Origin of the sequence: Paenibacillus sp. FSL H8-0104 (assembly GCF_038050215.1) — a bacterium.
GTDB classification, from domain to species: domain Bacteria; phylum Bacillota; class Bacilli; order Paenibacillales; family Paenibacillaceae; genus Paenibacillus; species Paenibacillus amylolyticus.
This window is the reverse complement of sequence record NZ_JBBOTC010000001.1, coordinates 2,539,345-2,563,441: the sequence shown is the minus strand read 5'-3', so window position 1 is coordinate 2,563,441 and position 24,097 is coordinate 2,539,345. Positions and strand designations below refer to the sequence as shown.

Here is a 24,097-nt window from a genome sequence, read left to right as displayed (position 1 = left end):
CCCACCGTATTGGAGGGGCTGCGCTTGTCTTACACTTCCATGATTTCTTTTTCTTTGGCAGCGAGTACCTTATCGACTTCAGCAATAAACTTGTCGGTCGATTTTTGGATATCATCTTGATGTCTCCGGGATTCATCCTCAGAAATATCTGACTTTTCCAGTTTCTTGATGTCATCATTCGCATCACGGCGAATGTTACGAATCGCTACTTTACCTTCTTCACCGAACTTCTTCGTCAGCTTAACAAGTTCCGCTCTACGTTCTTCCGTCAATGCCGGAATAGACAAACGGATCATGCTACCATCATTGGCTGGAGTAAGACCCAGATCCGATTTCATGATGGCACGCTCGATGTCACTCATGGAGGATTTGTCCCAAGGCTGAATCATCAGTGTACGGGAATCCGGAGTACTGATATTAGCGAGTTGATTCAATGGCGTCATTGCTCCATAATACTCTACCTGAATTCGGTCCAGAAGAGCTGGAGTTGCGCGGCCTGCACGCAAAGTAGCCAGGTCACGACGCAATGCTTGAATTGCTTTTTCCATACGCTCTTCGGCATGTTGTTTAACCGCTTGTGGCATTAATCTACACTCCCTTTAACGATTGTTCCGATACGTTCGCCCAGAACAACACGTTTGATGTTACCTTGTTCCGTAATGGCAAATACGATCAACGGGATGTTGTTGTCCTTACAAAGCGAGGATGCCGTTGAATCCATTACACCAAGGTCTTTGTTAAGAATATCCATGTAAGTCAACTGATCAAATTTCACAGCTGTACTGTCCTTAAACGGATCTGCTGAGTATACACCATCAACTTTATTTTTGGCCATCAAGATAACTTCTGCTTCAATCTCCGCTGCGCGCAGTGCTGCTGTTGTATCCGTGGAAAAGAACGGGTTACCTGTACCTGCTGCAAAAATAACGACCCGGCCTTTCTCCAGATGGCGAATAGCTCTACGACGAATATAAGGCTCTGCAATCTGTTGCATTGCAATAGATGTCTGTACACGCGTAGGCACTTCAATCTGTTCCAAAGCATCCTGCAGTGCCAGCGAGTTCATTACTGTCGCCAGCATACCCATATAATCGGCAGTTGCACGATCGATGCCGTTTTCGCTACCGGCAATTCCACGCCAGATGTTTCCGCCGCCACATACAATAGCAACCTGTACACCAAGTGCAACAACCTCTTTTACCTGTTGGGCAATCGACGAGATCGTATCTGCATCAATACCGTAGCCGTTTTGACCGGAAAGAGACTCTCCGCTGACCTTTAAGACAACACGTTTAAATACTGGCTGTTCCAATTATTCACCCTCCACTTTGAATCGAACACGCTTGGTGTTCAACCAACAAAACTTCTCGCGCATGGCCTCCTGCTTAAAAAGAAAGGAACACAGTTGTGTTCCGCTCTTTTAGGAAAAACGTTTAACCGGTAAGGCACTGTTTTCCTGAGATATAAGGGAGTTTACGCTTCGAAGTTTCATCATTCTTATATCTTCGAAAATCAATTCTGCTCGCCGGTTTATAGAAACCGTCTTATTTGTTTACTTGGGACATTACTTCTTCTACGAAGTTGTCTACTTTTTTCTCAAGACCTTCACCCAGTTCGTAACGAACGAAACGACGGATGGAGATGTTTTCACCAATTTGGCTGATTTTTTCGTTCAGCAATTGAGAGATCGTTTTGTCTGGATCTTTAACAAAAGTTTGTTCCAGCAGGCAGTACTCTTCGTAGTATTTACCGATACGGCCTTCAACCATTTTTTCAATGATTTTTTCTGGTTTGCCTTCGTTAAGAGCTTGAGCTTTCAGGATTTCTTTTTCTTTTTCCAGCTCATCTGCAGGAACTTCTTCACGTGTAACGAATTTAGGATTAGCTGCAGCGATTTGCATAGCTACATCTTTAACGAAATCCTTAAATTGATCCGTTTTACCAACGAAGTCTGTTTCACAGTTAACTTCAACCAAGACACCAATACGTCCACCAGCGTGGATGTAAGATTCAACAACGCCTTCAGTTGCTGCACGGCCTGCTTTGCTTGCTGCTGCAGAAAGACCTTTCTCACGCAACAATTCAGCTGCTTTTGTTACATCACCGTTTGCTTCTTCCAGTGCTTTTTTGCAATCGAGCATACCAGCGCCCGTTCTTTCGCGAAGTTCTTTTACTGCACTCGCATTAACTGCCATTATAAATTCCCTCCAACATTAAGTATTGTACGTACACTCTAAAAAAAGGGCAGTGAGAGGTTATCCACCTGCCAACCACCCTTTTCATTTAGTTTATAACATATGTTCGAATCTATTAAGCGGAAGTTTCTTCGCCTTGGTTAGCTTCGATTACAGCATCAGCCATTTTACCTGTAAGCAATTTAACAGCGCGGATCGCGTCGTCATTACCTGGGATAACATAATCGATCTCATCCGGATCGCAGTTAGTATCAACGATACCAACAATTGGGATACCCAATTTGCGAGCTTCCGCAACAGCGATACGCTCTTTGCGTGGATCGATGATGAACAGGGCGCTTGGCAGGCCTTTCATATTTTTAATACCGCCCAAGAATTTCTCCAGACGATCTTTTTCTTTGCGAAGCAAGATTACTTCTTTTTTAGGCAATACAGCGAATGTACCGTCTTCTTCCCAAGCTTCCAACTGTTTCAAACGATCAATACGTTTTTGAATAGTTTGGAAGTTAGTCAGGGTACCGCCGAGCCAGCGTTGGTTAATGTAGAATTGACCAGCACGTTCAGCTTCTTCTTTAACAGAATCTTGAGCTTGTTTCTTAGTACCCACGAAAAGAATTTTACCATTCTCTCCTGCGATTCCTTTAACGAAATTGTAAGCCTCTTCGACTTTTTTCACCGTTTTTTGCAAATCGATGATGTAAATTCCGTTTCTTTCAGTGAAGATATAACGATCCATTTTTGGGTTCCAACGACGAGTTTGGTGACCGAAGTGTACCCCAGCTTCGAGAAGCTGCTTCATGGAGATTACTGCCATCTTCACACACCTCCTAATATGGTTTTTATTGTGTCCTCCGCCGGCATCATTTTTCGCCAAGACTCTCCATAAGGAAAGCACCCTCAACAAAATTAGCACATGCGTGTGTTTTAACACCGTTATCTAATATAGCATAACTGACTGTCCGATGCAACAGTCTTTGAAGCTAAAAACTACTTTTCGTTTTTTGCTAGTATCGAATCATTTTAAACTTGATATGTAACTCAGGCGCTAATTATTATCAAGCTTTGAAAATGTACCGTTTAATACGCAAAAACCGTCCTGTCCGAGCATGCTCAGTTTGACGGTTCTTTCGTGATTTTTGCGATAATGGATTTGAAACTTTCGCCTTTTTCAAGCGCATAGGTACCCACCTGGATTTTGGTATTGATTCGCTCAGCCTTGCCAGCCTTTATGAATGCTTGAGCATCATCTACGATTCCCGCAGTTTTTAGGTTTGCTGCAACGATCGCCAGACTGTTGCCTGAACGTACTTTAAATGATACTGTTGCGCCTTTCGGATTGCTTGGCGTTACAGGTTCTGTTGTTTTCGGCTCAGTTATCTCTTTCTGCCCTTCAACTTCACTTGTAGCAGGCTCTTGTGGCTTCTCAGGCTCGGTAGGTGTTTCCGTAGAGGTTACTGTCTCAGGTGGTGTTGCTGTTTCCCCTTGCAACTCACTGCTTTCCTGCTTTTTCTTCTCTACCCACTCAGCTTCTGTGTACAATTCCTCTTCAGAACCGACCACCTTCATATCCAGGCTTTTTGCAGCTGTTTCAAGCTGTTCTTTGGTCATATTGGCAGTCTGCTCGGGGTCCAGATTACTATCCGACAATGCATTTTGTCCAACTGTGGCCAGTTGAAGCAAAACTGCACCAATAATCATGCCGCTCCCCAGACCAATCCATAAGGATCGCTTGTCCATGACTTAGCTTTCCTCCCGTTCTGCCAGTTGCAGTATTAACTGTACCTCACCTCGCTGAATGCCTGTCTGCTTGGATATGGCATCCATCGACTTACCTTCAGCATGTAGATTAAAGAGTTCTGCATATCGATCTTTAATCGATTCACGCCCAGGCAAAGATTCGACTTCACTGGTCTGTTGGTCTGCTTCTAACGCCTGCTGGGCCGCCTCTGCTTGTACACTTTTCACGAGTGCTTGTGCTTGCAAACCTTCGGAAGATTGTACAGATACATTACCGGAGTGTGGAACAGGTGATGCGACAGCTTCGTTCTTTTTGCTCTGTTCCAGCTGATCCAACCGCTGCTGTAATTCCTGAAGTTGCAATTGCATACGTTGATCGGCTGCTGTCGCTTCTCCCTTCATTTCAGCCACACGTTGAATAAGAGCATCATTATCATTTTCGATCTCGGTCATGTAGTGCTCAAGCGTAGATTCCATCTCCTGCACCAGTTGATGCCCAGGCTCTTGCACCTTGTTTTTCCGTGGCATAATACAAGCGTAGGCGATGGCGCAGGCCCCTAATATGACAATAATGATCCATGGTGACAAATTGGGTTCTCTCCTTCTGATTCAACCATCGGTGCGCAAGACTGCATGTCCATAACAACCATTTATTATAAAGACAGATCTATGTGTTTTCCCTTGTAAGGGTGCTCTGCAGGTTTCACAGTTTCTTGAGCTTGAGCCTGAACCGTCTCCTGTCCATCGGAACCACTCTGCTGATCTCCATCATGGTTATGCCCATCACGCACCGAAGTCTGTGAAGTTTCGTCCATTGCTTCACTTCGTTGCCTTGCTTCATTTGCTTCTTTCGACGTTTGCTCTGCCAAAAGATTCTGATCCGTAATCGGTCGCTGCTGGGCTTCACTTTGATAACGTCCCGCTTCACTTGTTCGTGGTACCGCAATCTGCAACTCCACTGCTTTGAAACTCATACGCTCACCTCACGGTTTCGAATGGATTTCTTCCTGTGCCTGAATGCTGTACTTAAACGTATGGAACCATCGTAATATCACCATCGTGATAATAAAATGAAATTCGACTCACTGGATCTTTAATAAATTTCGTGTATCTGCCGATAACTATTTTAGAGCCTCCATAAATCATCTTCAGAATATCAACACGAGCATTACTTGTATCTTCAAGTGCCTTTTCAATTTCAAAGATACGCATTTTCGTTTCTTCACTTATACGAAGAGCAGATTTCTGCGTAGCATTCAGTTTGATTCGCATCGACATCTTATCTGGAGTTAGTTGTCCAGCGGCAGCTAATTGATCCAGCAATGTCAAAGCTTTCTTCGTTTTGTCCAAGGAATCCATCTGTTCTCTGACTTCCTTACGCAAATCATTGAGTTCGTTACGCAGCTTTGGCAGCACACCAACTTCTATGGAAGTGACCGTGGACATGCTGTTGCCCACAACACGCGCTGAGACGTTCTGACCAGCCTGGATCGAGCCACCAACAATAAGACCTTTGGTTCCCGCACAGATGACACCGTGGCCAGCACGAATATTAGAATGCATAATACTTTGGGAAACCAGAACATCTTCACCGGCATCTACGTTGCCTTCTTGAATGAAAGTACATTTAACATTATGGCCTGCTTGTACCAGTCCTTTGTTATATCCAATAATACCACCGGTAATTTCGATTGAGCCGCCTGCTTCCAGTTCAGCTCCTTCGACACCTCCGACGACACGAATGTCACCTGCTGCTTTTACTTTAAATCCGGTAAGTACATTGCCTCGTATGACAACTGTGCCTACAAAGTCGATATTACCGTTATTGTAGTCAACGTCACCATTGACTTCATAAACCGGAAACACATTCAGTTTGTTACCGTCCGTTTTGGTAACCAGCCCATCCAGTGCAGCATACATCGCAGAACCATCCGGGTTAATCACAACGTTTTTCCCAACTTTAAACCGAGCTTCTTTTCCCGGACGATAAGGAATTTCCTCACCCGTTACTGCCCTGCCTGGTATGCCATCGCTAGGAGCGATCCGCTCTGCAATGATCTGACCACTACGGACATTGTTTAATCGGGTCACTTCTTTGTAATCGACAGTTCCATCTTCCGATTCCAGTGGTCGTCGTTCATTCGTATCGTCCATTCCAACCAGGACCTTGATGAAGCCATCTGTTCCTTGAATGGGAGCGACACCTTCTGCAATCTTGTATTTATCTTTCAAATAGGTTTCAGGGTTGTTCACAAAAAGTAATAATGCCTCTCGCGATACACCTTGTTTGATGCCCTTGTTTGCCACAAATTGTTCAAGTTCATCGATCGTGCAGGCAAAGCCTTCTTCCTCTTTGGAAAATTCAAGGTAGGCTGTGCATTTGTCGTCCGATAAAACAATGTTTAAACATTGTTCCAAAGCAGTCCGCTGTGTCACCGCAATTCTTCCCCCTTTTAGACTTTCCACTCCCCAAACTCCAATGATATTACTTCTCTCTATTAATCTTTACGCATCAACAAATCTTTCTGTTTGTCCAACGTGCCGCGTAATCGTAATATTGCCTTGGAATGTAACTGGGATATACGAGACGGAGAAAGAGACATAACCTCAGCAATTTCACTAAGAGAAAGATCATCGTAATACAAGAGTGAAACAACCGTTCTCTCTTTTACCGTCAACTTGTCAAGCCCTTGCACCAAAGCTTCCTTCAAATAAAACTCATTCACTTTATAATCCGGATTTTTGGCTTTCTCATCCACCATCAAAGACAGACGAGTCTCAGACTCTTCCTCACGAATTGGGTCCTCCAGCGAGCAAAGTGACATGACTGCCACTTCCTGAAGCATATGTTGAAAATCTTTAGTGGATACGTCCAAGTACTCGCTCATTTCCTCATCACTAACAGACCTGAGATAACTTTGTTCCAGCTGTTGGTAGGCGTCTTCAATTCGCTTGGCCTTCTCACGCACAGAACGCGGAACCCAATCACCTTGACGCAGACCGTCAAGAATGGCTCCGCGGACCCTCCATGATGCATAAGTTTCAAATTGCAGACCACGTTCATAGTCGAACTTCTCCAATGCATCAATTAACCCCATAACGCCATTGCTCTCCAAGTCATCCTTGGGAACATTTTTGGGTAAACCAACAGCCAGTCGACCGGATACATAATTTACAATATGAAGATACTTTTCAATCAACGTTTTCTTGGCTTCAAGATCTCCATGTTCTTTCCACTTTTCCCACAGATCAGAATGGTTCAAATGTGAAGCTTTACGCTCGTTCAATTACTTTCACCCTCCTTATTTGTCTGTCAGGTGACGAACGGCCTGCGCCAATTCCTCCGGATCCTTGGTCCGGACAAGTTTAGGCGGATCCAAAGGGGCGAATCCCGTTGGAGCTTTCGTCTCAGATGGCGGAAGATCGTCCCCAGATGAAGCGTTCTGTCCACTCTTGAGCAAATCATTCAGCTCTTGTCCATCGTCTTCGATTTTAATGTCCACCTGTGAACCTCTTTGATCTTGAGCACTTGGTGAATCATAACCATACCCATTTCCCTCGATCTGAGGGTTCAGCAGCAATCCCAATCCCCAGCGTAAACCATATGCAAGGACAAACCAGGCTACGAATCCGATCAATCCGCGAATTAAACTGGTCATCAGCACATTGCTGCTGTATGCTACAAAAAAAGTAAGAATAAACCCAACGATGCCTGCTCCAAGATTAATGCGGTAGTTTCCTATCATAGTCTTATAGTTCCTTTACACCCATTTGTACGCTTCGAATAGTCAAAAGTCCAGTTTCACAATCCATCTCAATCGTTCGTCCATAATTCCCACCCGTATCTTCTGCTAGAAGAGGGATATTGAGTTTTTGAAGCCACTCTCGACAAGAATCTGCATTCCTTGGTCCAATACGCATTGTATCTCCAGCGCCAGCAAAGGCAAACATCTGAGAGCCTCCGGCCATTTTAGACACAATACGTGAGTGAGAAGCGCCTAGTTTAATCATCTTTTCCAAAAGCTCAGGCAACGCCGTATCCGCATATTTCGCAGTGTTCAGTTTCCCTTCACGGGCGATCTCTGAAGTAGGAAGCATGACATGCGCCATTCCAGCCAGCTTCAAATGTGGGTCATACATTGTTAATCCCACACACGAACCCAAGCCAGTCGTACGGATTACACCAGGAAGATGAGCGATGTTTAAATCCGCCATACCGACTTTAACGACGCTTTTGTCCTCAATCATGGCTCAGTGGCACCCCTAGTGATTCAAATATCTTTGCAAAGGATGGTGGATCCGGAATGAGGAAAAACTGACCCTCAACTTGATCTTCACCTTCAAAGAAAGATGTGTCAATCAACAATGCAGCGTCACCCATCTCGCCAAATTGCAGCAAGCCATAACTTAGAATGGCACCCGCCATGTCGATGGCAAGTCCAGGGACAGTTGGATACATAGACAACTTCGTGAAATCTGCCAGAGAAGAAAGATAGGATCCAGCCAAAATATTTCCAATCTCGGAAAGCGCTGATTGTTCCATATCTGTAAAATCGAGTCCTTCTTTCAGATCAAACCCGGCAAGTCTATTCAACAACATTTTAGCAGCCTCTGGTGTCATCATAAAGAAAAGATTTCCCGGTGCTTCGCCTTCTACACGAAGAAACACGGTAACCACGATGCGTTCATCTCCGCCCACTTTTTCGGCAACTTCTTCAAAAGGGAGCATTTGTACTGTAGGTACACCCATGTCAATCGGTCTGTTGAGGAGTTGAGACAACGCCGTTGCGGCGTTGCCTGCTCCAATGTTACCGACCTCTTTGAGCACATCCATCTGGAATACCTCAAATCGGTTGAACATCTCCACGGTACTAGCCCTCAACACTTTCCAGCTGTACAATCTCGCTTTTATTTAATACTTCGTTTAGGTTGAGCATAATCAACAAGCGTGAATCTTCCAATTTAGCAACACCTCGCAGGTATCTCGCTTTGACGCCGCCAACCACTTCTGGGGGGCTATCGATCGCACTGCTTTTGATATCAATAACATCATTAGCAGAATCTACGATAAAGCCAACTTGCATGTCGTCTACACCTACGATAACAATACGAGTCTGATCCGTGTATTCCGTTTCCGGAAGGGAGAAACGACCGCGTAGATCAATGACTGGAATTACAACACCGCGTAGATTAATAACTCCTTTTACAAAGGAAAGTGTCTTGGGGACACGGGTAATTGGCATCATGCGCTCAATCGTCTGAACCTTGTCTACCTCAATACCATACTCTTCGGAACCCAATTTAAAGACGATGACTTTCAACTCTTCTTCCATGTAAAAAACCTCCCTATTAAATGTAAGACTTAGCTCTATGCTTATTTAATAAATGCATTAGGATCAAGAATCAGGGCTACTTGTCCATCTCCGAGAATGGTTGCTCCAGAGATTCCTTCAATAGCAGGAAGATAGGTTCCCATTGATTTGAGAACAATCTCACTTTGTCCAATAAATTCTTCAACAGCTACGGCTGCAAGACGGTCGCCTTTGCGAATCACGACAATTTCTGTTTCTTGCTCATCAGCGTCATTGAAATCCGGTACAGAGAATACTTCGCTCAAAGACAAGTACGGAATCAGTGACTCACGGAACGTGATCATTTTATTGCCATGAATATTACGAACTTGCTCACGTTGTACAATGGCCGTCTCTACAATGGAAGACAACGGAACAGCATATTTCTCAGAACCAAGTCGTACAAGCATTGCAGCAATAATGGATAGTGTCAACGGAAGCTGAACAGAGAAGTTCGTGCCTTTGCCTGGAGTTGAATGAATCGTTACATTACCCCCAAGCGAAGTGATCTTCGATTTCACTACATCCAAGCCAACACCCCGGCCAGAGATATCCGAGATAATATCAGCAGTACTAAAACCAGGTGCGAACAACAGCTGATTCACTTCATCATCACTCATTTTGGCACCTTGTTCTTCGGTTACAACTCCACGTTTGATCGCGGTTTTCAAAAGCTTGTCGCGATAGATACCTTTACCATCATCTTCAATCTCGATAAATACGTGATTTCCACTGTGGAAGGCACGCAGGTTTACTGTACCCATCTCTGGTTTACCTGCAGCTACACGCTCTGCAATGGATTCCACACCATGGTCAACCGCGTTACGCAGTAAATGCACAAGCGGATCACCAATCTCATCAATTACCGTACGATCCAGTTCCGTCTCAGCACCTGTAATCACCAGATCGATTTTTTTATCAAGTGTCTTAGCCAGATCACGGATCATGCGCGGGAATCGATTAAATACGGTATCTACCGGAACCATCCGCAATTTCAGTACAATATTTTGCAAATCTGTGCTAACTCGACTTAAATGAGCTACTGTATCGGATAAATCATTGTTGCCTGTTTCACTGGCCAGTTGCTCCAGACGTGAACGGTCAATCAACAATTCACTGAACAGGTTCATCAATACGTCGAGACGTTCAATATCCACACGAATGGTACGTGAAGGTGCAGCAGCTTGCTTCGGTGCAGCTGTTTTAGCTGGTGCCGTTGTGGCTTCTTCTTTGGGTACAGAATTCTTATCTGGCGAAGGAACCTCAGCTACAGCTGTTGGTGCGGGTGGCGCTTCAACTGTAGCTGCTACCTGATTGGCCATCTGCTGGAGAGTCTCCTGATCCAGTTGAATGAGCTTTGCACTTTCAATTTCAGAGATACTCATGATGCCTTCTTCCAGTTCGTGCGCTTCTTTAGTTGTTATGTAATACAACGAGAAACTGCGCTCAAACTTCTCCTGCTCAATATCCTGAACGGATGGGTAAGCTTTAACGACTTCACCTGAACGTTCCAGCATATCAAAGACCATATAAGCCCGTACACCTTTTAACTGGCTATGCTCGCTAACAAGCACATCCACGTAGAACACACGATGACCTTCGGCGATCGACTGATCCAGCACTGAATATTGGAATTCATCCAGCTCCACAGCCGAAGAGATTGAAGCGTTAGCCGGCTTGTTTGTTTCTGTAGCAGGTCCATTTCCGTTTGTCATTTCACCATTTTCAATGGCTTGAAGTGAAGCTACGATTGACGACACATCTGCTTTACCTTGTCCACCTTCGGTAATATCCTGAACCATAGTTTCCAAAGCGTCCAGACTCTTGAACATGGTATCAAAAATGTAATCCTGCATTTTCAACTTCTCATTACGAACCAGATCCAACACATTTTCCATTTTATGTGTCAGTGATGCCAAATCTTCAAAGCCCATAGTTGCTGCCATACCCTTCAAGGTATGAGCAGAGCGGAATATAACCTGAACTATGCCCAGGTCTTCCGGATTGCCTTCAAGTTGAAGCATGTTTTCGTTAAGCGATTGCAGATGATCATTAGACTCATCAATAAACATGGATAAATATTGGTTCATGTCCATTGTGAGGCACCTCCTCCGTGAGTTACACTCCGTTATTTCACTGCTTGAACAAGTTTAGAAGCAATCTCCTGCAATGGCAGAAGATGACGAACGCATTGCAGCTCTACAGCAGAACGCGGCATACCATATACAACACATGTTTCTTCATTCTCGGCAAAGGTTGATGTAACTCCAGCTTCGTATAATCGCTTCATCATACGTGCTCCATCACTTCCCATTCCCGTTAGCAAAACAAGATGCCTTTGTAAAGATGTAAACGGTAGAAGTGACTCAAACATCGTATCCACTGAAGGTCTATGTCCATTCACTGGTTGATCTTCAGTCAACTTCACGATAAACTTCCCGTCTGCTGTTTTGTTAACTTTCACATGGAATCCGCCGGGTGCTATATAGGCGGTTCCTTTTTTCAGAACCATGCCCTCTTCAGCTTCAACCACATGCAGTGGACTGAATGTATTCAATCGTTGAGCCAGAGAACGTGTGAAATTGGGCGGCATATGCTGCACAATAATGACCGGTGCAGGCAAATCAGCAGGCAACTGCTCGAGCAATGTCTTGAGAGCCCTCGGTCCACCCGTAGAACAACCTATTGCCACAAGTTTGTTGAATGGTCCTTCCAGCCCTCCTCCACCTTTGGGAACAGGATTAGGCTTGATTACATCCTTGGCTTTTGCAGAGGCAGAAGTTGCCGCTATTTGATCAGCTGCCACTCTAGCTGCATTAGGTAGTCGAACTTCCTTTGGAGTCTGTACTGGATTAGCTGACCTCACTGCTTTTTCTGCCTTCGTCCCCAAATTACGCTCAGCCTTTGGCAAAGGCTCCGGTTTATTCTCTACGCGACCTGGTTTTGAAGGTGACAATGGTTCAATTGGTTTCTTGGCTTTGGCCTGAAAGGCTTCAGTGCGCTCTCGAAGAGAGCGTTGAATCGTCTCGACAGGTTCGATCGTTTTTTTCACAGGCTCCGCTCGATCCCTAGCCGGCAGTTCTTTCTGTACTGGCTGAGTTGGGGGAGCAACTGCTCCTCGCAACATGTCTCTATTTTTCATGGATAACTCACGATCAGCTTTTCTTTTGATCTCATTCATCGCAGCACGCATGCGCTCAACCAAGGCTTTACCAACTTGAGCAATATCCTGGTCATGTGAAATAGATGGTTTGCGAATGAAGTCAAATGCCCCGGCTTCAAGCGCCATAATGGTTTCTTTCATGCCTTGTTCATTGATACCAGAGAGCATAATCACAGGAACGAAAGATTCCTTCATAATTGATTTTAATGCATCCAACCCATTCATTTCGGGCATCTCAACGTCCATTGTAATAATATCGGGTTTCAATTCTAGTGATTTTTGAATCGCTTCTCTACCGTTTGATGCCGTTGCCGTAACCTTGAATTCCGGATCCGCTTGGATCAAATCCGTAACAATCTTACGCATAAAAGCGGAATCATCGACAACCAATACTTGATACGCCGCCATGTTGTGTCACCCCTGTTTCCTTTATTCAGAAATCATGTTGTTCGTTTAAGCCACTTATTCATAAATCCCCTGATTCCTGTCAAGGTTCCGGATCCCGGAGTTGCAGGTACAGCCAGATAACGAAGAGCAAGTTTCTCTATATCTTTAGAGGCTTTGGCATTCGGATAAGCCAGACTATAGGGCATTTGCCTTTTAACCGCCTTGACTACCTGGGCGTCTTCTGAAATATACCCAAGCAGCGGAATATCCGTCTGCAAAAACCGCCTCGCCACTCCAGCTATTTTTTCTGCCACCCGTTCCGCTTCTCTTTCGTCTTCCACCCGGTTAACGATCATCCGAAAGGGTGTAGCATTTTCCTGGCCGTGCATAACTTTGACTAAAGCATAAGCATCGGTTATTGAAGTCGGTTCAGGTGTAGTTATAATCAGGCATTCATCAGCAGCACCGATGAACTTCATATTCTCTCTGGAGAGTCCTGCCCCAGTGTCAAAGATGACATAATCCATTTCCTGGGCAATATCCTCGACTTGACTGGCGAAAAACTCCAGATCACGATCAGACAATGAGAACAACTCTTTCATGCCCGATCCTCCAGCAATGTAAGGCAAGCCACTGGCACCCAGTTGTATGATTTCCCTTATGGATTTTTGTCGGTACAACAGGTGGTAAAGATTATAGGAAGAAGACGTACCCATAAGAACATCAATATTAGCCATTCCAATATCGGCATCAAATACAAGTACCTTTTGCCCCAAAGCCTGCAATGCCAAGGCAAAGTTCAGTGTGAAATTGGATTTGCCAACACCTCCCTTACCACTGGCCACAGTAATGATTTTCGAGGATCGAATATCTCGCTCAATGCCTTCCATTTCCAATGGCGCGGAGACCATACTTCGAAGTGTAGCTGCCTGATCCTTCATTGTGACCATTCTCCCAGCAACTGTTTGGACAACGAATCTGCATCTGGTTTCAACAAATCATCCGGAACATTTTGTCCATTTGCCACATATGCGAGCTTGAGTGGAAAACGGTGTAACAAGTTAAATAGCGGACCGCAGCTCCCAGTCTCATCCATTTTGGTGAAAATCACCTTATCCAGTCCATATTTACTGAAATGTTCCGTGATCTGCACCATATCAGCACTTTTGGAAGTCATACTCATGACCAGAAAGGTTTCGCTATTCTCTACAGGAGCAAGCAAACTTTGCAGTTCCGAAACAAGTAATTCATTTCTGTAGTTTCTACCCGCTGTATCCATAAAGATCAAATCACAATTCTCTAATCGAGAAATGGCACGTTGTGTATCACCAGGCGATTGCACCACCTCAAGTGGAACATTCAGTATAGATGCATACGTTCTAAGCTGTTCTACCGCCGAGATCCGATACGTATCTGATGTAATGAATCCAACTTTACGCTGTTTTTTGAACATTTGTTCAGCAGCCAATTTTGCAATTGTCGTAGTTTTCCCTACACCGGTTGGTCCAGCTACATAGACGATTCGCGTGGTAGGAAGAATGCCTTCTTCAATACGTTGCTCCAAAAAGTGCATAACCTCAAGCTTCACTATTTGCTCTACATCTTGTTCTTTTAATCCATTCTCAGACCATTTTGCTTGAATTGAATCAAACCAGGATTCCCATACTTCAGGCCAAACATCTTGTTCTGTCAAACGTTCTCGGATCGTATGCAGTTCCTCTGGCACAGGGTCCGCAGAAGTACCTTGCTTTGAAAGCCTGGTCACCATCTGTTTAAGATCCTGCAATTCAGTCATTAACTTATCCTGCTGCAGGTCTGAACCTGTTGGCTTCGGAGCAGTTGTTGAACCCGAAAAATCCGCCCCTTGCGGTCGCGGTTTATGATCCGTGCTCGAAGAACCTGAGCCGCTGTCTATGTTTGAACCGATATTACGCGATTCAAACACAGACGGTGCAGCCGCAGATTGGTCCTGTACACTTTGATCAGCTGTATTCGTTGTCACCGACTCATCAGAAGCCGCAACAAACGAACGAGCTGTTTGCCGATAAGCCTCAGGTACAAATGCACGAGGTACAGGCGTGAATTGATTTTGTACTGGCTTTGTTGTTTGCTTGTTTTCTTTCTTATCCACTGCAGCTACAACTTCGATCCGTTTTTTGCGAAACATTCCCATTACACCGCCCACCTTAATCTCTTTGGTGGACAGAATAACGGCATCACTTCCCAGGTCTTTGCGAATTTGAAGCATAGCTTCGGGCATGGTCTCAACAACGTATTGTTTTACTCTCATAAGTTCACCACCCCGATACTTTGAATTTCAACATTCGGCTCCAACTCGCTGTAGGAAAGCACAGGAATGTCCTGCATAGTACGTTCAATAACCTGACGCAGATACATCCGAATGGTTGGAGAAGTTAATACAACAGGTTGTTGACCTGATTGAATCAAACGGTTCACTTGTTCACTGAGCTTCTGATATACACTTTGTGTAGATACAGGGTCTAGCGCAAGATAACTGCCTTGATCCGATTGTTGCACACTTTCAGCAATTTTCTTCTCAAGACCAGGTCCAACCGTGATCACTCGAAGTGTCTCACCTTTCTGTGAGAACTGCTGAGTAATCTGACGTGAGAGGGATTGTCTGACGTATTCAGTCAGCACATCAGGATCTTTCGTATACGTACCATAGTCAGCCAGTGTCTCGAAGATGGTAACCATATCTCGAATAGATATTTTCTCACGCAATAACTTGGCAAGCACTTTCTGTACATCACCAATGGAAAGTAGAGAAGGGATCAGTTCATCCACAAGGGCAGAATAGTTCTCTCTGAGATTATCCACAAGTGCTTTTGTTTCTTGTCTTCCAAGTAACTCATGCGCATGTTTCTTAATCAGTTCCGTCAGATGTGTAGCCACAACGGAAGGCGGATCAACGACCGTATATCCTGCAAGTTCGGCTCTGTCTTTGGTTACTTCATCAATCCATAGTGCCGGAAGTCCAAAAGCAGGTTCCGTCGTTTCAATACCTGTCACAGACTCCTCATCATAGCCAGGACTCATGGCAAGGTAATGATTCAACAACAGTTCTCCGCCACCTACCACATTACCCTTGATTTTGATAACATACTCATTGGGTCTGAGCTGGATATTATCTCGAATCCGTATAACCGGAACGACCAACCCCAGTTCAAGAGCACACTGCCTCCGAATCATAATGATCCGATCCAATAAGTCCCCACCCTGCTGATTATCAGCAAGCGGGATTAAACCATAACCAAATTCAAACTCAATAGGGTCCACCTGAAGCAGGTTAATTACACTTTCAGGACTTCTAACCTCTTCAATCTGCTGTTCTTCTTCCAACTGTTCTTCCGCTACTTGTTTCAAATTCAGATTATTCTGCATACGCCACGCGGCATATGCCAACACACCTGCCAACGGAAGCGTAGTAATAACATGAATTGGTGTGAAGAAACCGAGCATGGCAATAACGAAAGCTACGATATAAATTAGTATTGGATATGTAAACAGTTGCCCCGTAATATCATCTGCCAGGTTTCCTTCTGATGACGCTCTGGTGACGATAAGTCCTGCTGCTGTGGAAATAAGCAGAGCCGGGATTTGGCTTACCAATCCATCTCCGATAGTCAGTACAGAGTACGTTGCCATCGCATCTGCGAAAGCCATCCCATGCACAGTCATACCGATAATAAATCCACCAATGAGATTGATCAGGAGGATGATAATACTTGCAATTGCGTCACCTTTTACGAATTTACTTGCTCCATCCATCGCTCCATAGAAATCGGCTTCACGTTCAATTTTGGAACGACGCTCACGAGCTTGTTGCTCGTTGATCAGACCCGCATTCAGATCCGCATCAATACTCATTTGTTTACCAGGCATCGCATCAAGGGTGAATCGGGCAGCAACTTCAGCTACGCGCTCAGACCCCTTTGTAATAACGATAAACTGAACGACAACGAGGATCAAAAACACGATAAATCCAATTGCAATTTGCCCTCCAGCAATCCAGCTACCAAAGGTAGCAACTACAGCTCCAGCATCCCCTTCACCAAGAATTAGCTTGGTAGTCGAAATGTTCAGAGCCAGTCGGAATAGTGTAGTGATCAACAGCAAAGCTGGAAAAATAGAAAACTGTAACGCTTCTTTGCTGTTCATTGCAACAAGGAGTATCATCAGTGCAATTGAAATATTGACGACCAGCAACAAGTCCAACAGCCAGGTTGGGATCGGAAGAATCATCATCAACACAATGCCAATGATACCCGCAAGGACAGCTATATCTTTAATCTTCAATGAATGTACGGCCTCCGATCCCCTTTTATTTCGTTCTGCCCTTTAGTTTATATACATAAGCCAGCACTTCAGCTACCGCTTGAAACAAATCGGCCGGTATAGCGTCACCAATCTCGGCTCTCTGGAACAATGCCCGTGCCAGCGGCTTGTTTTCCATCGTAATAACACCGTTTTCTTTGGCTATTTCCTTAATACGCAAGGCGACATAATCCTGACCTTTGGCAATAATCTGTGGTGCCTCCATCTCGGAACCTTCATACTTTAGCGCAACCGCAAAGTGGGTCGGGTTCGTGATGATCACATCCGCATTTGGCACTTCCTGCATCATGCGCTGCATAGCCATACGACGCTGGCGTTCCCGGATTTTACCTTTGATCAGCGGATCACCTTCCATTTTCTTGTACTCGTCTTTGATGTCTTGCTTGGACATACGAATCTTCTTCTCATGGTCATACTTTTGATACATGTAATCAAATATCGCAAGTATCATTAATGCCACTGCAATCTTGATACCAAGACTTAAAGTAATCGACGCAGCGAAATGTAAAATAGCATCCAATGAAAAATGAGAAAGTGAAGCAATATCTGACTGGTAGCCTTTAATTGTACTGTAAACGAGATAACCGATAAGCGACATTTTCAAAATGGATTTAGCAAATTCCACTAATGAGCGGAGAGAGAATATATTTTTGAAACCTTTAATCGGGTCCAGTTTCTCAAGTTTTGGCTTCAAACCTTCCCCTACAAGAAGAAAACCAACTTGCATGTAGTTAACGATCAAAGCAACCAGGAACGCACCCAGCAAAACGGGAGCGATCAATAACAAAACTTCAATGCCATAGCGCATCATAAGCGCCATCACATTCTCTCCGGTGATATCCATACTCAATCGATTGATGAAGATATCTGTAAACAGACGAACTATACGTTCTTTATAGAAATTGCTGAATACCATCATGATCAAAAACACGATTAGGAGAATGGATGCGCCAGATAGTTCAGCGCTTTTTACAACCTGTCCTTTTTTTCGTGTATCCTGTCTCTTTTTCGGGGTAGCTTTCTCCGTCTTCTCCCCTGAAAACAACTGGAGGTCGAGTTGAAGTTTCATCCGTGTCTTTTCCTCCGTTTCACTCAGCCGGGCCTTTGTCCAATGGTTCCAAGCAATTTTTCCATCGATCTGAATATCGCTTCGAACAATTGACTAAATACAAAGGAGAAACTGGGAACCAGCAAAAGCAAAATAGCAAGACCAACGAGTAACTTAAGCGGCAACCCAACTGCAAATACATTAAATTGAGGAGCAGTTTTGGCCAAAAAACCCAATCCAACATCCGTCAAAAACAACGCAACTACAATCGGAGCCGACATCTGAAAAGCCAGCATAAATGATTGACCTAAGGTCTGAATCAAAAATTCAGCAATACTTCCATCTGCCAACCGTAGGAAAAACACATTAGATAATGGTACCCACCGGTAACTGTAAACTATCGCATCCAGCAAATAATGGTGACCATTCATCGTTAGAAACAGAAGCATAGCAAATGCATACTTCAAGTTACCCGTAAGTGGAGCGGAAGCACCTGTCATTGGATCGTATACATTGGCCATACCAAAACCGATCTGTAGATCGATAAAGGTCCCCGCAGTCTGAACAGCCGTCATCAACAGATAAGCCACAAAACCTAAAAGCAGGCCAATTAGAATCTCTCTGATGATCAATAAGACATAACTCAGGTCTGTGGGTACGGTCTGGTCTATTCCGTAAATCAGATAGACAGATAATGTGACAAATGCAGAGATACCTATTTTAACTGAAGCCGGCACATTTCGAGCCGAAAAAACTGGCGCAGTTACAAAAAATGATGTGATTCGACAAAACATAAGCAGAGCGACAGGGAAACTTTGCAACAATGTCTCCATCTGCTAAAGCCTACCCTATGTATCTGTATAGATTATCGAGAATGTTAAACGTGAAATCGACCAAGATATTTAAGATCCAAGGTCCAAACAAAAGTACTGACAGAAGTACGGCAACAATCTTGGGCACAAAAGCTAATGTTTGTTCCTGAATTTGAGTTGTCGCTTGAAAAATACTGATTGCAAGTCCTACAACCAGAGCTAGTATAAGCATAGGTGCGCTGGCCAGCAATGACGTGTATACCGCTTTCCCGGCCAGACCGATAATAAATTCCGAAGTCATGACCGTCCTCCTTTAACTTTCCGGATCAAGTGTTAAAACTCAGTAACAGTGACTTGACAACCAGATACCACCCGTCCACAAGGACAAAGAGCAGTATTTTGAAAGGTAATGAGATCATGACCGGCGGAAGCATCATCATCCCCATTGCCATGAGTGTACTCGCGACAACAATGTCTATAACCAGAAACGGAATAAAAATCATAAACCCCATCTGGAATGCTGTCTTCAACTCACTGATTACATATGCCGGCACCATAACAGTAATTGGGATATCCTGATAGGTCTTTGGTTGTTCAGTCTGATTGTACTTCATAAACAGCAGAAGATCTTTTTCTCTGGTGTGACTAAACATAAATTTCTTCATGGGATCCGCTGCTTTTTCAAGTGCCTCGGTTTGCGTAAGCTCTCCCTGGAGATAGGGCTGAAGCGCTACCTGATTTATGGAAGACAACGTCGGCGACATAATGAAAAGTGTCAGAAATAGCGCCAAACCGACCAGCACCTGATTGGGTGGCATTTGTTGTGTACCCAAAGATGTACGTATAAAACCGAGCACAATTACAATCCGGGTAAAGCTGGTCATCAGTACAAGCATTGCTGGAGCAATACTAAGCACTGTAATTAACAGAATGATGGACAGTGAACTCGTGCTTGGTGTCCCTCCATCACCGTTTCCAATCTGAATATCAATATTCGGAATGGGTTCGGCAAAGGCAACCGTTACAGATGCCAGACTGATAAGTCCTAATAAACAACACGCTAACCAAATCTTTTTCTTCATGAATCCCTCGACCGATCTGTAGTATTGTCTTTATCCAGGAGCTTTTCCATCTTCTCTTTACGGTTAGGCATCTGCCGAAGTTTGAATTCAAACATTTCGTGAAAAGAAGTTGTGTCCTCTAGTTCCATTTCCCGCGGCGGTTCTTCTTTACGGAAACGTTTTGTGAGCTTGGCAATGAGAGGTGAGAGATTTCCTTGTTGTGCAGCAGCATCTCGTTCGAAGGAATCAATGATTCTTTGGGCCTCTTCCAAATCCGAAACCTTATCTATCAACTGGATGTCTTCACCTACACCAAGCAGATATACACACCCACCAATTTCCATAATTTGCAATGACTTGTTTTGCCCCAGTCCAACTCCGCCCAGGGTACGAATTGTGCCGTGCCGGAACATTTGCTGATTCCTTTTGTTTAGAAAACGGATCAGATAAACAATAAGGGCCAGGATGACGGCCAGGACAACAATCACCCATACAAGCTGTAAATAATAATTACTTCCCACGCCAGCTCCTCCTGGAATATCACCCTGAGCCATCATCATGTCTCTTAAACGCCCAGTGTCTTGCTGATCGCTTCGATAACCCGGTCAGATTGGAACGGTTTAACGATAAAGTCTTTAGCACCTGCTTGAATAGCGTCGATTACCATCGCTTGTTGACCCATCGCGGAGCACATAATTACTTTAGCGTTAGCATCAATCTTCTTGATTTCTTTCAAAGCTGCAATGCCGTCCATCTCAGGCATCGTAATATCCATTGTGATCAGATCCGGACGAAGCTCTTTAAATTTCTCAATTGCTTGTGAGCCATCCTGTGCCTCACCAACAACCTCATATCCATTTTTGGACAAAATGTCCCGGATCATCATTCTCATAAATGCAGCGTCGTCTACGACTAAAATTCGGTTTGCCATCTTGATTCAAGTCCTCCCTAAATTGTGCTTATTGTAATTTCTGAATTCGGTCCCATTGGCTAACGATATCTATAACACGAACACCAAAGTTTTCGTCAATAACGACAACTTCTCCCTTGGCGATCAGTTTGTTATTCACCAAAATATCGACAGGTTCCCCGGCTAACTTATCCAGTTCGACAATCGAACCCTGTGACAGTTCCAAAATATCTTTAATTTGCTTCTGGGTCCTTCCTAATTCTACGGTGACCTTAAGGGGAATGTCCATCAATAAATTCAAATTGTTTTCGTCTACCTGACCATACGCCCCATTTTGCAAATTGGCGAATTGAACTGGTTGTACGTTAACATTCCTATTTGGCATTCCACCGTAATGTTGAGGTGCACCATAAGGTTGCTGCGGTGGCATGCCATACGGCTGCTGTGGCGGCATTCCTTGAGGCATACCCATCGGGGCCTGTCCATATCCGTTATAGTCCTGAGCAGGCTGTTGTGGAGCCTGTGGAGCCTGTTGGTGCTGAACGGGCGGCTGCTCCGCAACCGGTGGTGGCGTTGCTGGTACAGCTGCTGGCGCAGGTTCAGGTGTTGATGCCACTGGTGCGCTGGCAGTTGACTCCTGAGCGCCTCCAATCAGCATATCTACCATGCTTTTGGCAAAATGTACTGGAAGCAACTGCATCAGATTGGAATCGATCAGATCCCCGATTAACAAACGAAATGAAACTTGGATAAGTGTCTCATCTGCTGGAAGATTACTTACACCCTCTCCACTCTCCAGATTGAGAATATCGATTCCCGGAGGGGAAATATTCACAAAACGATTAAAAATCGTGGACATTGAGGTTGCAGAGGAACCCATCATCTGGTTCATCGCTTCCTGTACTGCACTAATATGGATTTCATTCAGTTCTTCATCGACCGGATTTCCTTCTCCACCCAACATCAAATCAGCGATGACTTGGGCATCTCTCTTCTTGATAACAAGTGAGTTAATACCTTCGAATCCATCCACGTAATTCACATGAACGGCAACATGTGGCTTAGGAAAAGCTTCTTCAAACTGCGTTCGACTAATGATAGAAACTTTAGGTGTTGTAATATCTACTTTGAGGCCTAATAGCGTGGATAAGGCTGTTGCCGCGCTACCAAATGTAATGTTACCAATCTCCCCCAAGGCATCCTGCTCCAGCTCGGTCAAAAAATCATCAACCGTCTTTTCAGCGGGTTCCGAGCTGTTTATCGATTCCGATTGCCTGAGCAAAGCATCGATTTCTTCTTGGGATAAATAATCCTTACTCGTCAAATTCTTCAACTCCTTCGGTGACAATCTTGTCTATTTGCACAGCCACACGGTCTTTGATTGTCCCCGGACTGCCCATGTATTTCAGTTTGTCACCCACTTTTATGGAAAGTCCCTCATCAACTGGTTTGTTCAACGTAATGACATCGCCAACGGACAGACCCAGAAATTCTGCAATTGAAATTCTCGATTCTCCCAATTCCGCAACGATTGGTAACTTGGCTTTGTTTACACGCTCTTTTAGAGCATCATACTCCTCCGGAGCTCTCGTTTTCTTCTCCGAAACAAACCACTGATGAGTTGACAACCGTGACATAATAGGTTCAAGAACGACATGCGGTATACATAGATTGATCATGCCTGTCGTGTCACCAATTTTGGTACTGAGCGAGATCAGAGCAATGGTCTCATTGGGAGATACAATCTGCATAAATTGCGGATTGGTCTCGAGCGCTTCCATCCTTGGGGAAATATCCAACACAGTTTTCCATGCTTCCTGCAAACTTTCAAATGCTCGGCTGAATATCCGCTCCATGATGGTCGTCTCAATCTCCGTCATGGATGCGATCTTGGTTGGAGCAATTCCGGTTCCACCAAGCAGGCGATCCAACATCGCATATCCCACGTTTGGATGGACTTCCATCACCATTCGTCCCTGTAGTGGCTCCGCTTCAAAAATGTTCAATATCGTCATCTTAGGAATAGAACGGATAAACTCATCATAAGGCAACTGTTCGACCTGAACGACATTGATTTGAACGAACGTCCGCAGTTGGGCTGAAAAATAAGTGGTGAGAAAGCGTGCAAAGTTTTCGTGAATACGAGTCAAGCTTCTGATATGGTCTTTGGAAAAACGCACTGCCCGCTTAAAATCGTACGATCTGATTTTCTTCTGAGTTTCTTCCTTCTTCAATTCTTCTGCGTCCATTTCACCAGAAGAAAGGGCTGCTAATAGGGCGTCAATCTCATTCTGTGATAATACATCCACCATGTTCTCACCCCCTTACAGGTCTACAGCGTGTTCTGTTCATTTACATTGGCGCCATTACAAAAGCTGAAAAACTGGTGCTGCTCAACTTACCTTCAGGTAAAGCTTCATTAATTAGTCCCGTCAATCTCTCATTAAATTGTACGCGGCCCTTCGCTGTAGCCAGCTCCTCAGACTTTGTATCCGCAAACGTCTGAATGATAATAGGCTTCACTGTAATTTCTTTGATTTTCTCGAAATCTTCTTTGGCTGTTTTGTCTGACAACTTGAATGAGAAGCTGACAACTACAACATGATCCGTATCAGCCAAATTGGTTTTAATTTCTCCAAGCTCAGAGGAAACCTCTACAATCTCATCCGCAGTCATCTTCTTAGCTTCTGAGGCTGCCGCCGTATGTGTGTCGTCCTTATTCCCGTTCTGTCCTTGCATAAATACAAACACAACCACCACAATGAGTGTTATCGCCAGCAACATTGTTGCAAGCCAGGGCATCATTTTTTTCATCAGGATTCCTCCGTTTGCTGCACTTTAATAGTGGCTGCCTGAACCCCGATTTCACGGTTGTAATCTTTAATCTTGGAAATAACGTCAGCGGCTTTTTCAAGCACAATCAGTCTCTTTCCAGTTACCAGAGTAATATACGTATCCGGCGTCTCTTCCACAATTTCAACCATCAGCGCATTTAACCACATGGGAGAACCATTTAACCGCGTAACCGAAATCATGCTAAGCCCCCTTAATCAGAGTGGGAGGAGCAAGCTCCC

At 44.5% G+C, this 24,097-nt stretch carries 28 protein-coding genes; all 28 read right to left on the bottom strand.

The features are described 5' to 3' along the window. Positions 1 to 29 precede the first annotated feature (29 nt). Positions 30 to 584, bottom strand: coding sequence for a ribosome recycling factor (gene frr, locus NST38_RS11620; protein ID WP_036670384.1), 555 nt, complete (start codon positions 582 to 584; stop codon positions 30 to 32). Further along, on the bottom strand, positions 584 to 1,312 hold the full coding sequence (gene pyrH, locus NST38_RS11615; protein WP_017689153.1) for a UMP kinase: 729 nt from the start codon (positions 1,310 to 1,312) through the stop codon (positions 584 to 586). Before pyrH ends, frr begins: the two co-directional genes overlap by 1 nt. A gap of 232 nt (positions 1,313 to 1,544) precedes the next feature. Then, entirely contained in the window at positions 1,545 to 2,195 is a 651-nt protein-coding gene (tsf, locus tag NST38_RS11610; RefSeq protein ID WP_036609326.1) for a translation elongation factor Ts, read from the bottom strand. A gap of 115 nt (positions 2,196 to 2,310) precedes the next feature. Continuing rightward, the gene (gene rpsB / locus NST38_RS11605) at positions 2,311 to 3,009 is read right to left on the bottom strand and encodes a 30S ribosomal protein S2 (RefSeq protein ID WP_017689155.1); all 699 of its coding nucleotides are present in this window, start codon (positions 3,007 to 3,009) and stop codon (positions 2,311 to 2,313) included. Positions 3,010 to 3,305: 296 nt separating this feature from the next. Further along, the gene (locus NST38_RS11600; protein ID WP_076249808.1) at positions 3,306 to 3,932 is read right to left on the bottom strand and encodes an endolytic transglycosylase MltG; all 627 of its coding nucleotides are present in this window, start codon (positions 3,930 to 3,932) and stop codon (positions 3,306 to 3,308) included. A gap of 3 nt (positions 3,933 to 3,935) precedes the next feature. After that, positions 3,936 to 4,520 carry a hypothetical protein gene (locus tag NST38_RS11595; protein ID WP_036670381.1) on the bottom strand — a complete coding sequence of 195 codons (585 nt, stop codon included), beginning with the start codon at positions 4,518 to 4,520 and terminating at the stop codon, positions 3,936 to 3,938. 65 nt (positions 4,521 to 4,585) lie between these two features. Then, a complete protein-coding gene (locus tag NST38_RS11590) occupies positions 4,586 to 4,906 on the bottom strand; it encodes a hypothetical protein (protein ID WP_076249809.1) in 321 nt (106 codons plus the stop codon). A gap of 52 nt (positions 4,907 to 4,958) precedes the next feature. Then, positions 4,959 to 6,368 carry a DUF342 domain-containing protein gene (locus tag NST38_RS11585; protein ID WP_076249810.1) on the bottom strand — a complete coding sequence of 470 codons (1,410 nt, stop codon included), beginning with the start codon at positions 6,366 to 6,368 and terminating at the stop codon, positions 4,959 to 4,961. A gap of 62 nt (positions 6,369 to 6,430) precedes the next feature. Next, complete coding sequence (locus tag NST38_RS11580) at positions 6,431 to 7,219, bottom strand: FliA/WhiG family RNA polymerase sigma factor (RefSeq protein ID WP_076249811.1); 789 nt, start codon at positions 7,217 to 7,219, stop codon at positions 6,431 to 6,433. 15 nt (positions 7,220 to 7,234) lie between these two features. Next, positions 7,235 to 7,678 (bottom strand): hypothetical protein, encoded by a 444-nt coding sequence (locus NST38_RS11575; protein WP_017689161.1) that lies wholly within the window; start codon positions 7,676 to 7,678, stop codon positions 7,235 to 7,237. A gap of 4 nt (positions 7,679 to 7,682) precedes the next feature. Next, positions 7,683 to 8,180, bottom strand: a complete 498-nt coding sequence (locus tag NST38_RS11570) for a chemotaxis protein CheD (protein WP_017689162.1) — start codon at positions 8,178 to 8,180, stop codon at positions 7,683 to 7,685. Next, positions 8,173 to 8,793, bottom strand: coding sequence for a chemotaxis protein CheC (locus tag NST38_RS11565; protein WP_091017763.1), 621 nt, complete (start codon positions 8,791 to 8,793; stop codon positions 8,173 to 8,175). The genes NST38_RS11570 and NST38_RS11565 overlap by 8 nt, the downstream gene beginning before the upstream one ends. Before the next feature lie 10 nt (positions 8,794 to 8,803). After that, a complete protein-coding gene (locus NST38_RS11560) occupies positions 8,804 to 9,265 on the bottom strand; it encodes a chemotaxis protein CheW (RefSeq protein ID WP_036609340.1) in 462 nt (153 codons plus the stop codon). A 41-nt stretch (positions 9,266 to 9,306) separates the two neighbouring features. Continuing rightward, entirely contained in the window at positions 9,307 to 11,379 is a 2,073-nt protein-coding gene (locus tag NST38_RS11555; protein WP_076249812.1) for a chemotaxis protein CheA, read from the bottom strand. 32 nt (positions 11,380 to 11,411) lie between these two features. After that, the gene (gene cheB, locus NST38_RS11550) at positions 11,412 to 12,854 is read right to left on the bottom strand and encodes a chemotaxis-specific protein-glutamate methyltransferase CheB (RefSeq protein WP_047842490.1); all 1,443 of its coding nucleotides are present in this window, start codon (positions 12,852 to 12,854) and stop codon (positions 11,412 to 11,414) included. Between the two features lie 32 nt (positions 12,855 to 12,886). Beyond that, a complete protein-coding gene (locus NST38_RS11545) occupies positions 12,887 to 13,774 on the bottom strand; it encodes a MinD/ParA family protein (protein ID WP_036670376.1) in 888 nt (295 codons plus the stop codon). Then, positions 13,771 to 15,123, bottom strand: a complete 1,353-nt coding sequence (flhF, locus tag NST38_RS11540; RefSeq protein WP_076249813.1) for a flagellar biosynthesis protein FlhF — start codon at positions 15,121 to 15,123, stop codon at positions 13,771 to 13,773. Before flhF ends, NST38_RS11545 begins: the two co-directional genes overlap by 4 nt. Continuing rightward, positions 15,120 to 17,153 (bottom strand): flagellar biosynthesis protein FlhA, encoded by a 2,034-nt coding sequence (gene flhA / locus NST38_RS11535; RefSeq protein WP_036609349.1) that lies wholly within the window; start codon positions 17,151 to 17,153, stop codon positions 15,120 to 15,122. Before flhA ends, flhF begins: the two co-directional genes overlap by 4 nt. Positions 17,154 to 17,178: 25 nt before the next feature. Then, positions 17,179 to 18,261, bottom strand: a complete 1,083-nt coding sequence (flhB, locus tag NST38_RS11530; RefSeq protein ID WP_179086416.1) for a flagellar biosynthesis protein FlhB — start codon at positions 18,259 to 18,261, stop codon at positions 17,179 to 17,181. Positions 18,262 to 18,284: 23 nt separating this feature from the next. Continuing rightward, entirely contained in the window at positions 18,285 to 19,073 is a 789-nt protein-coding gene (gene fliR, locus NST38_RS11525) for a flagellar biosynthetic protein FliR (RefSeq protein WP_036609353.1), read from the bottom strand. Positions 19,074 to 19,083: 10 nt separating this feature from the next. After that, complete coding sequence (gene fliQ / locus NST38_RS11520) at positions 19,084 to 19,353, bottom strand: flagellar biosynthesis protein FliQ (RefSeq protein ID WP_017689172.1); 270 nt, start codon at positions 19,351 to 19,353, stop codon at positions 19,084 to 19,086. Positions 19,354 to 19,378: 25 nt separating this feature from the next. Beyond that, complete coding sequence (gene fliP / locus NST38_RS11515; RefSeq protein ID WP_036609355.1) at positions 19,379 to 20,134, bottom strand: flagellar type III secretion system pore protein FliP; 756 nt, start codon at positions 20,132 to 20,134, stop codon at positions 19,379 to 19,381. Then, positions 20,131 to 20,667, bottom strand: a complete 537-nt coding sequence (locus tag NST38_RS11510) for a flagellar biosynthetic protein FliO (RefSeq protein WP_101313439.1) — start codon at positions 20,665 to 20,667, stop codon at positions 20,131 to 20,133. Before NST38_RS11510 ends, fliP begins: the two co-directional genes overlap by 4 nt. An 11-nt stretch (positions 20,668 to 20,678) precedes the next feature. After that, positions 20,679 to 21,044, bottom strand: coding sequence for a response regulator (locus NST38_RS11505; RefSeq protein WP_017689175.1), 366 nt, complete (start codon positions 21,042 to 21,044; stop codon positions 20,679 to 20,681). Positions 21,045 to 21,072: 28 nt separating this feature from the next. Further along, on the bottom strand, positions 21,073 to 22,347 hold the full coding sequence (gene fliY, locus NST38_RS11500) for a flagellar motor switch phosphatase FliY (RefSeq protein ID WP_036609358.1): 1,275 nt from the start codon (positions 22,345 to 22,347) through the stop codon (positions 21,073 to 21,075). Continuing rightward, positions 22,337 to 23,335, bottom strand: coding sequence for a flagellar motor switch protein FliM (gene fliM / locus NST38_RS11495; protein ID WP_036609359.1), 999 nt, complete (start codon positions 23,333 to 23,335; stop codon positions 22,337 to 22,339). Before fliM ends, fliY begins: the two co-directional genes overlap by 11 nt. A 40-nt stretch (positions 23,336 to 23,375) precedes the next feature. Then, positions 23,376 to 23,837 (bottom strand): flagellar basal body-associated FliL family protein, encoded by a 462-nt coding sequence (locus NST38_RS11490; RefSeq protein WP_036609360.1) that lies wholly within the window; start codon positions 23,835 to 23,837, stop codon positions 23,376 to 23,378. After that, positions 23,837 to 24,058 carry a flagellar FlbD family protein gene (locus tag NST38_RS11485; protein ID WP_017689179.1) on the bottom strand — a complete coding sequence of 74 codons (222 nt, stop codon included), beginning with the start codon at positions 24,056 to 24,058 and terminating at the stop codon, positions 23,837 to 23,839. Before NST38_RS11485 ends, NST38_RS11490 begins: the two co-directional genes overlap by 1 nt. Positions 24,059 to 24,097: the final 39 nt, after the last annotated feature.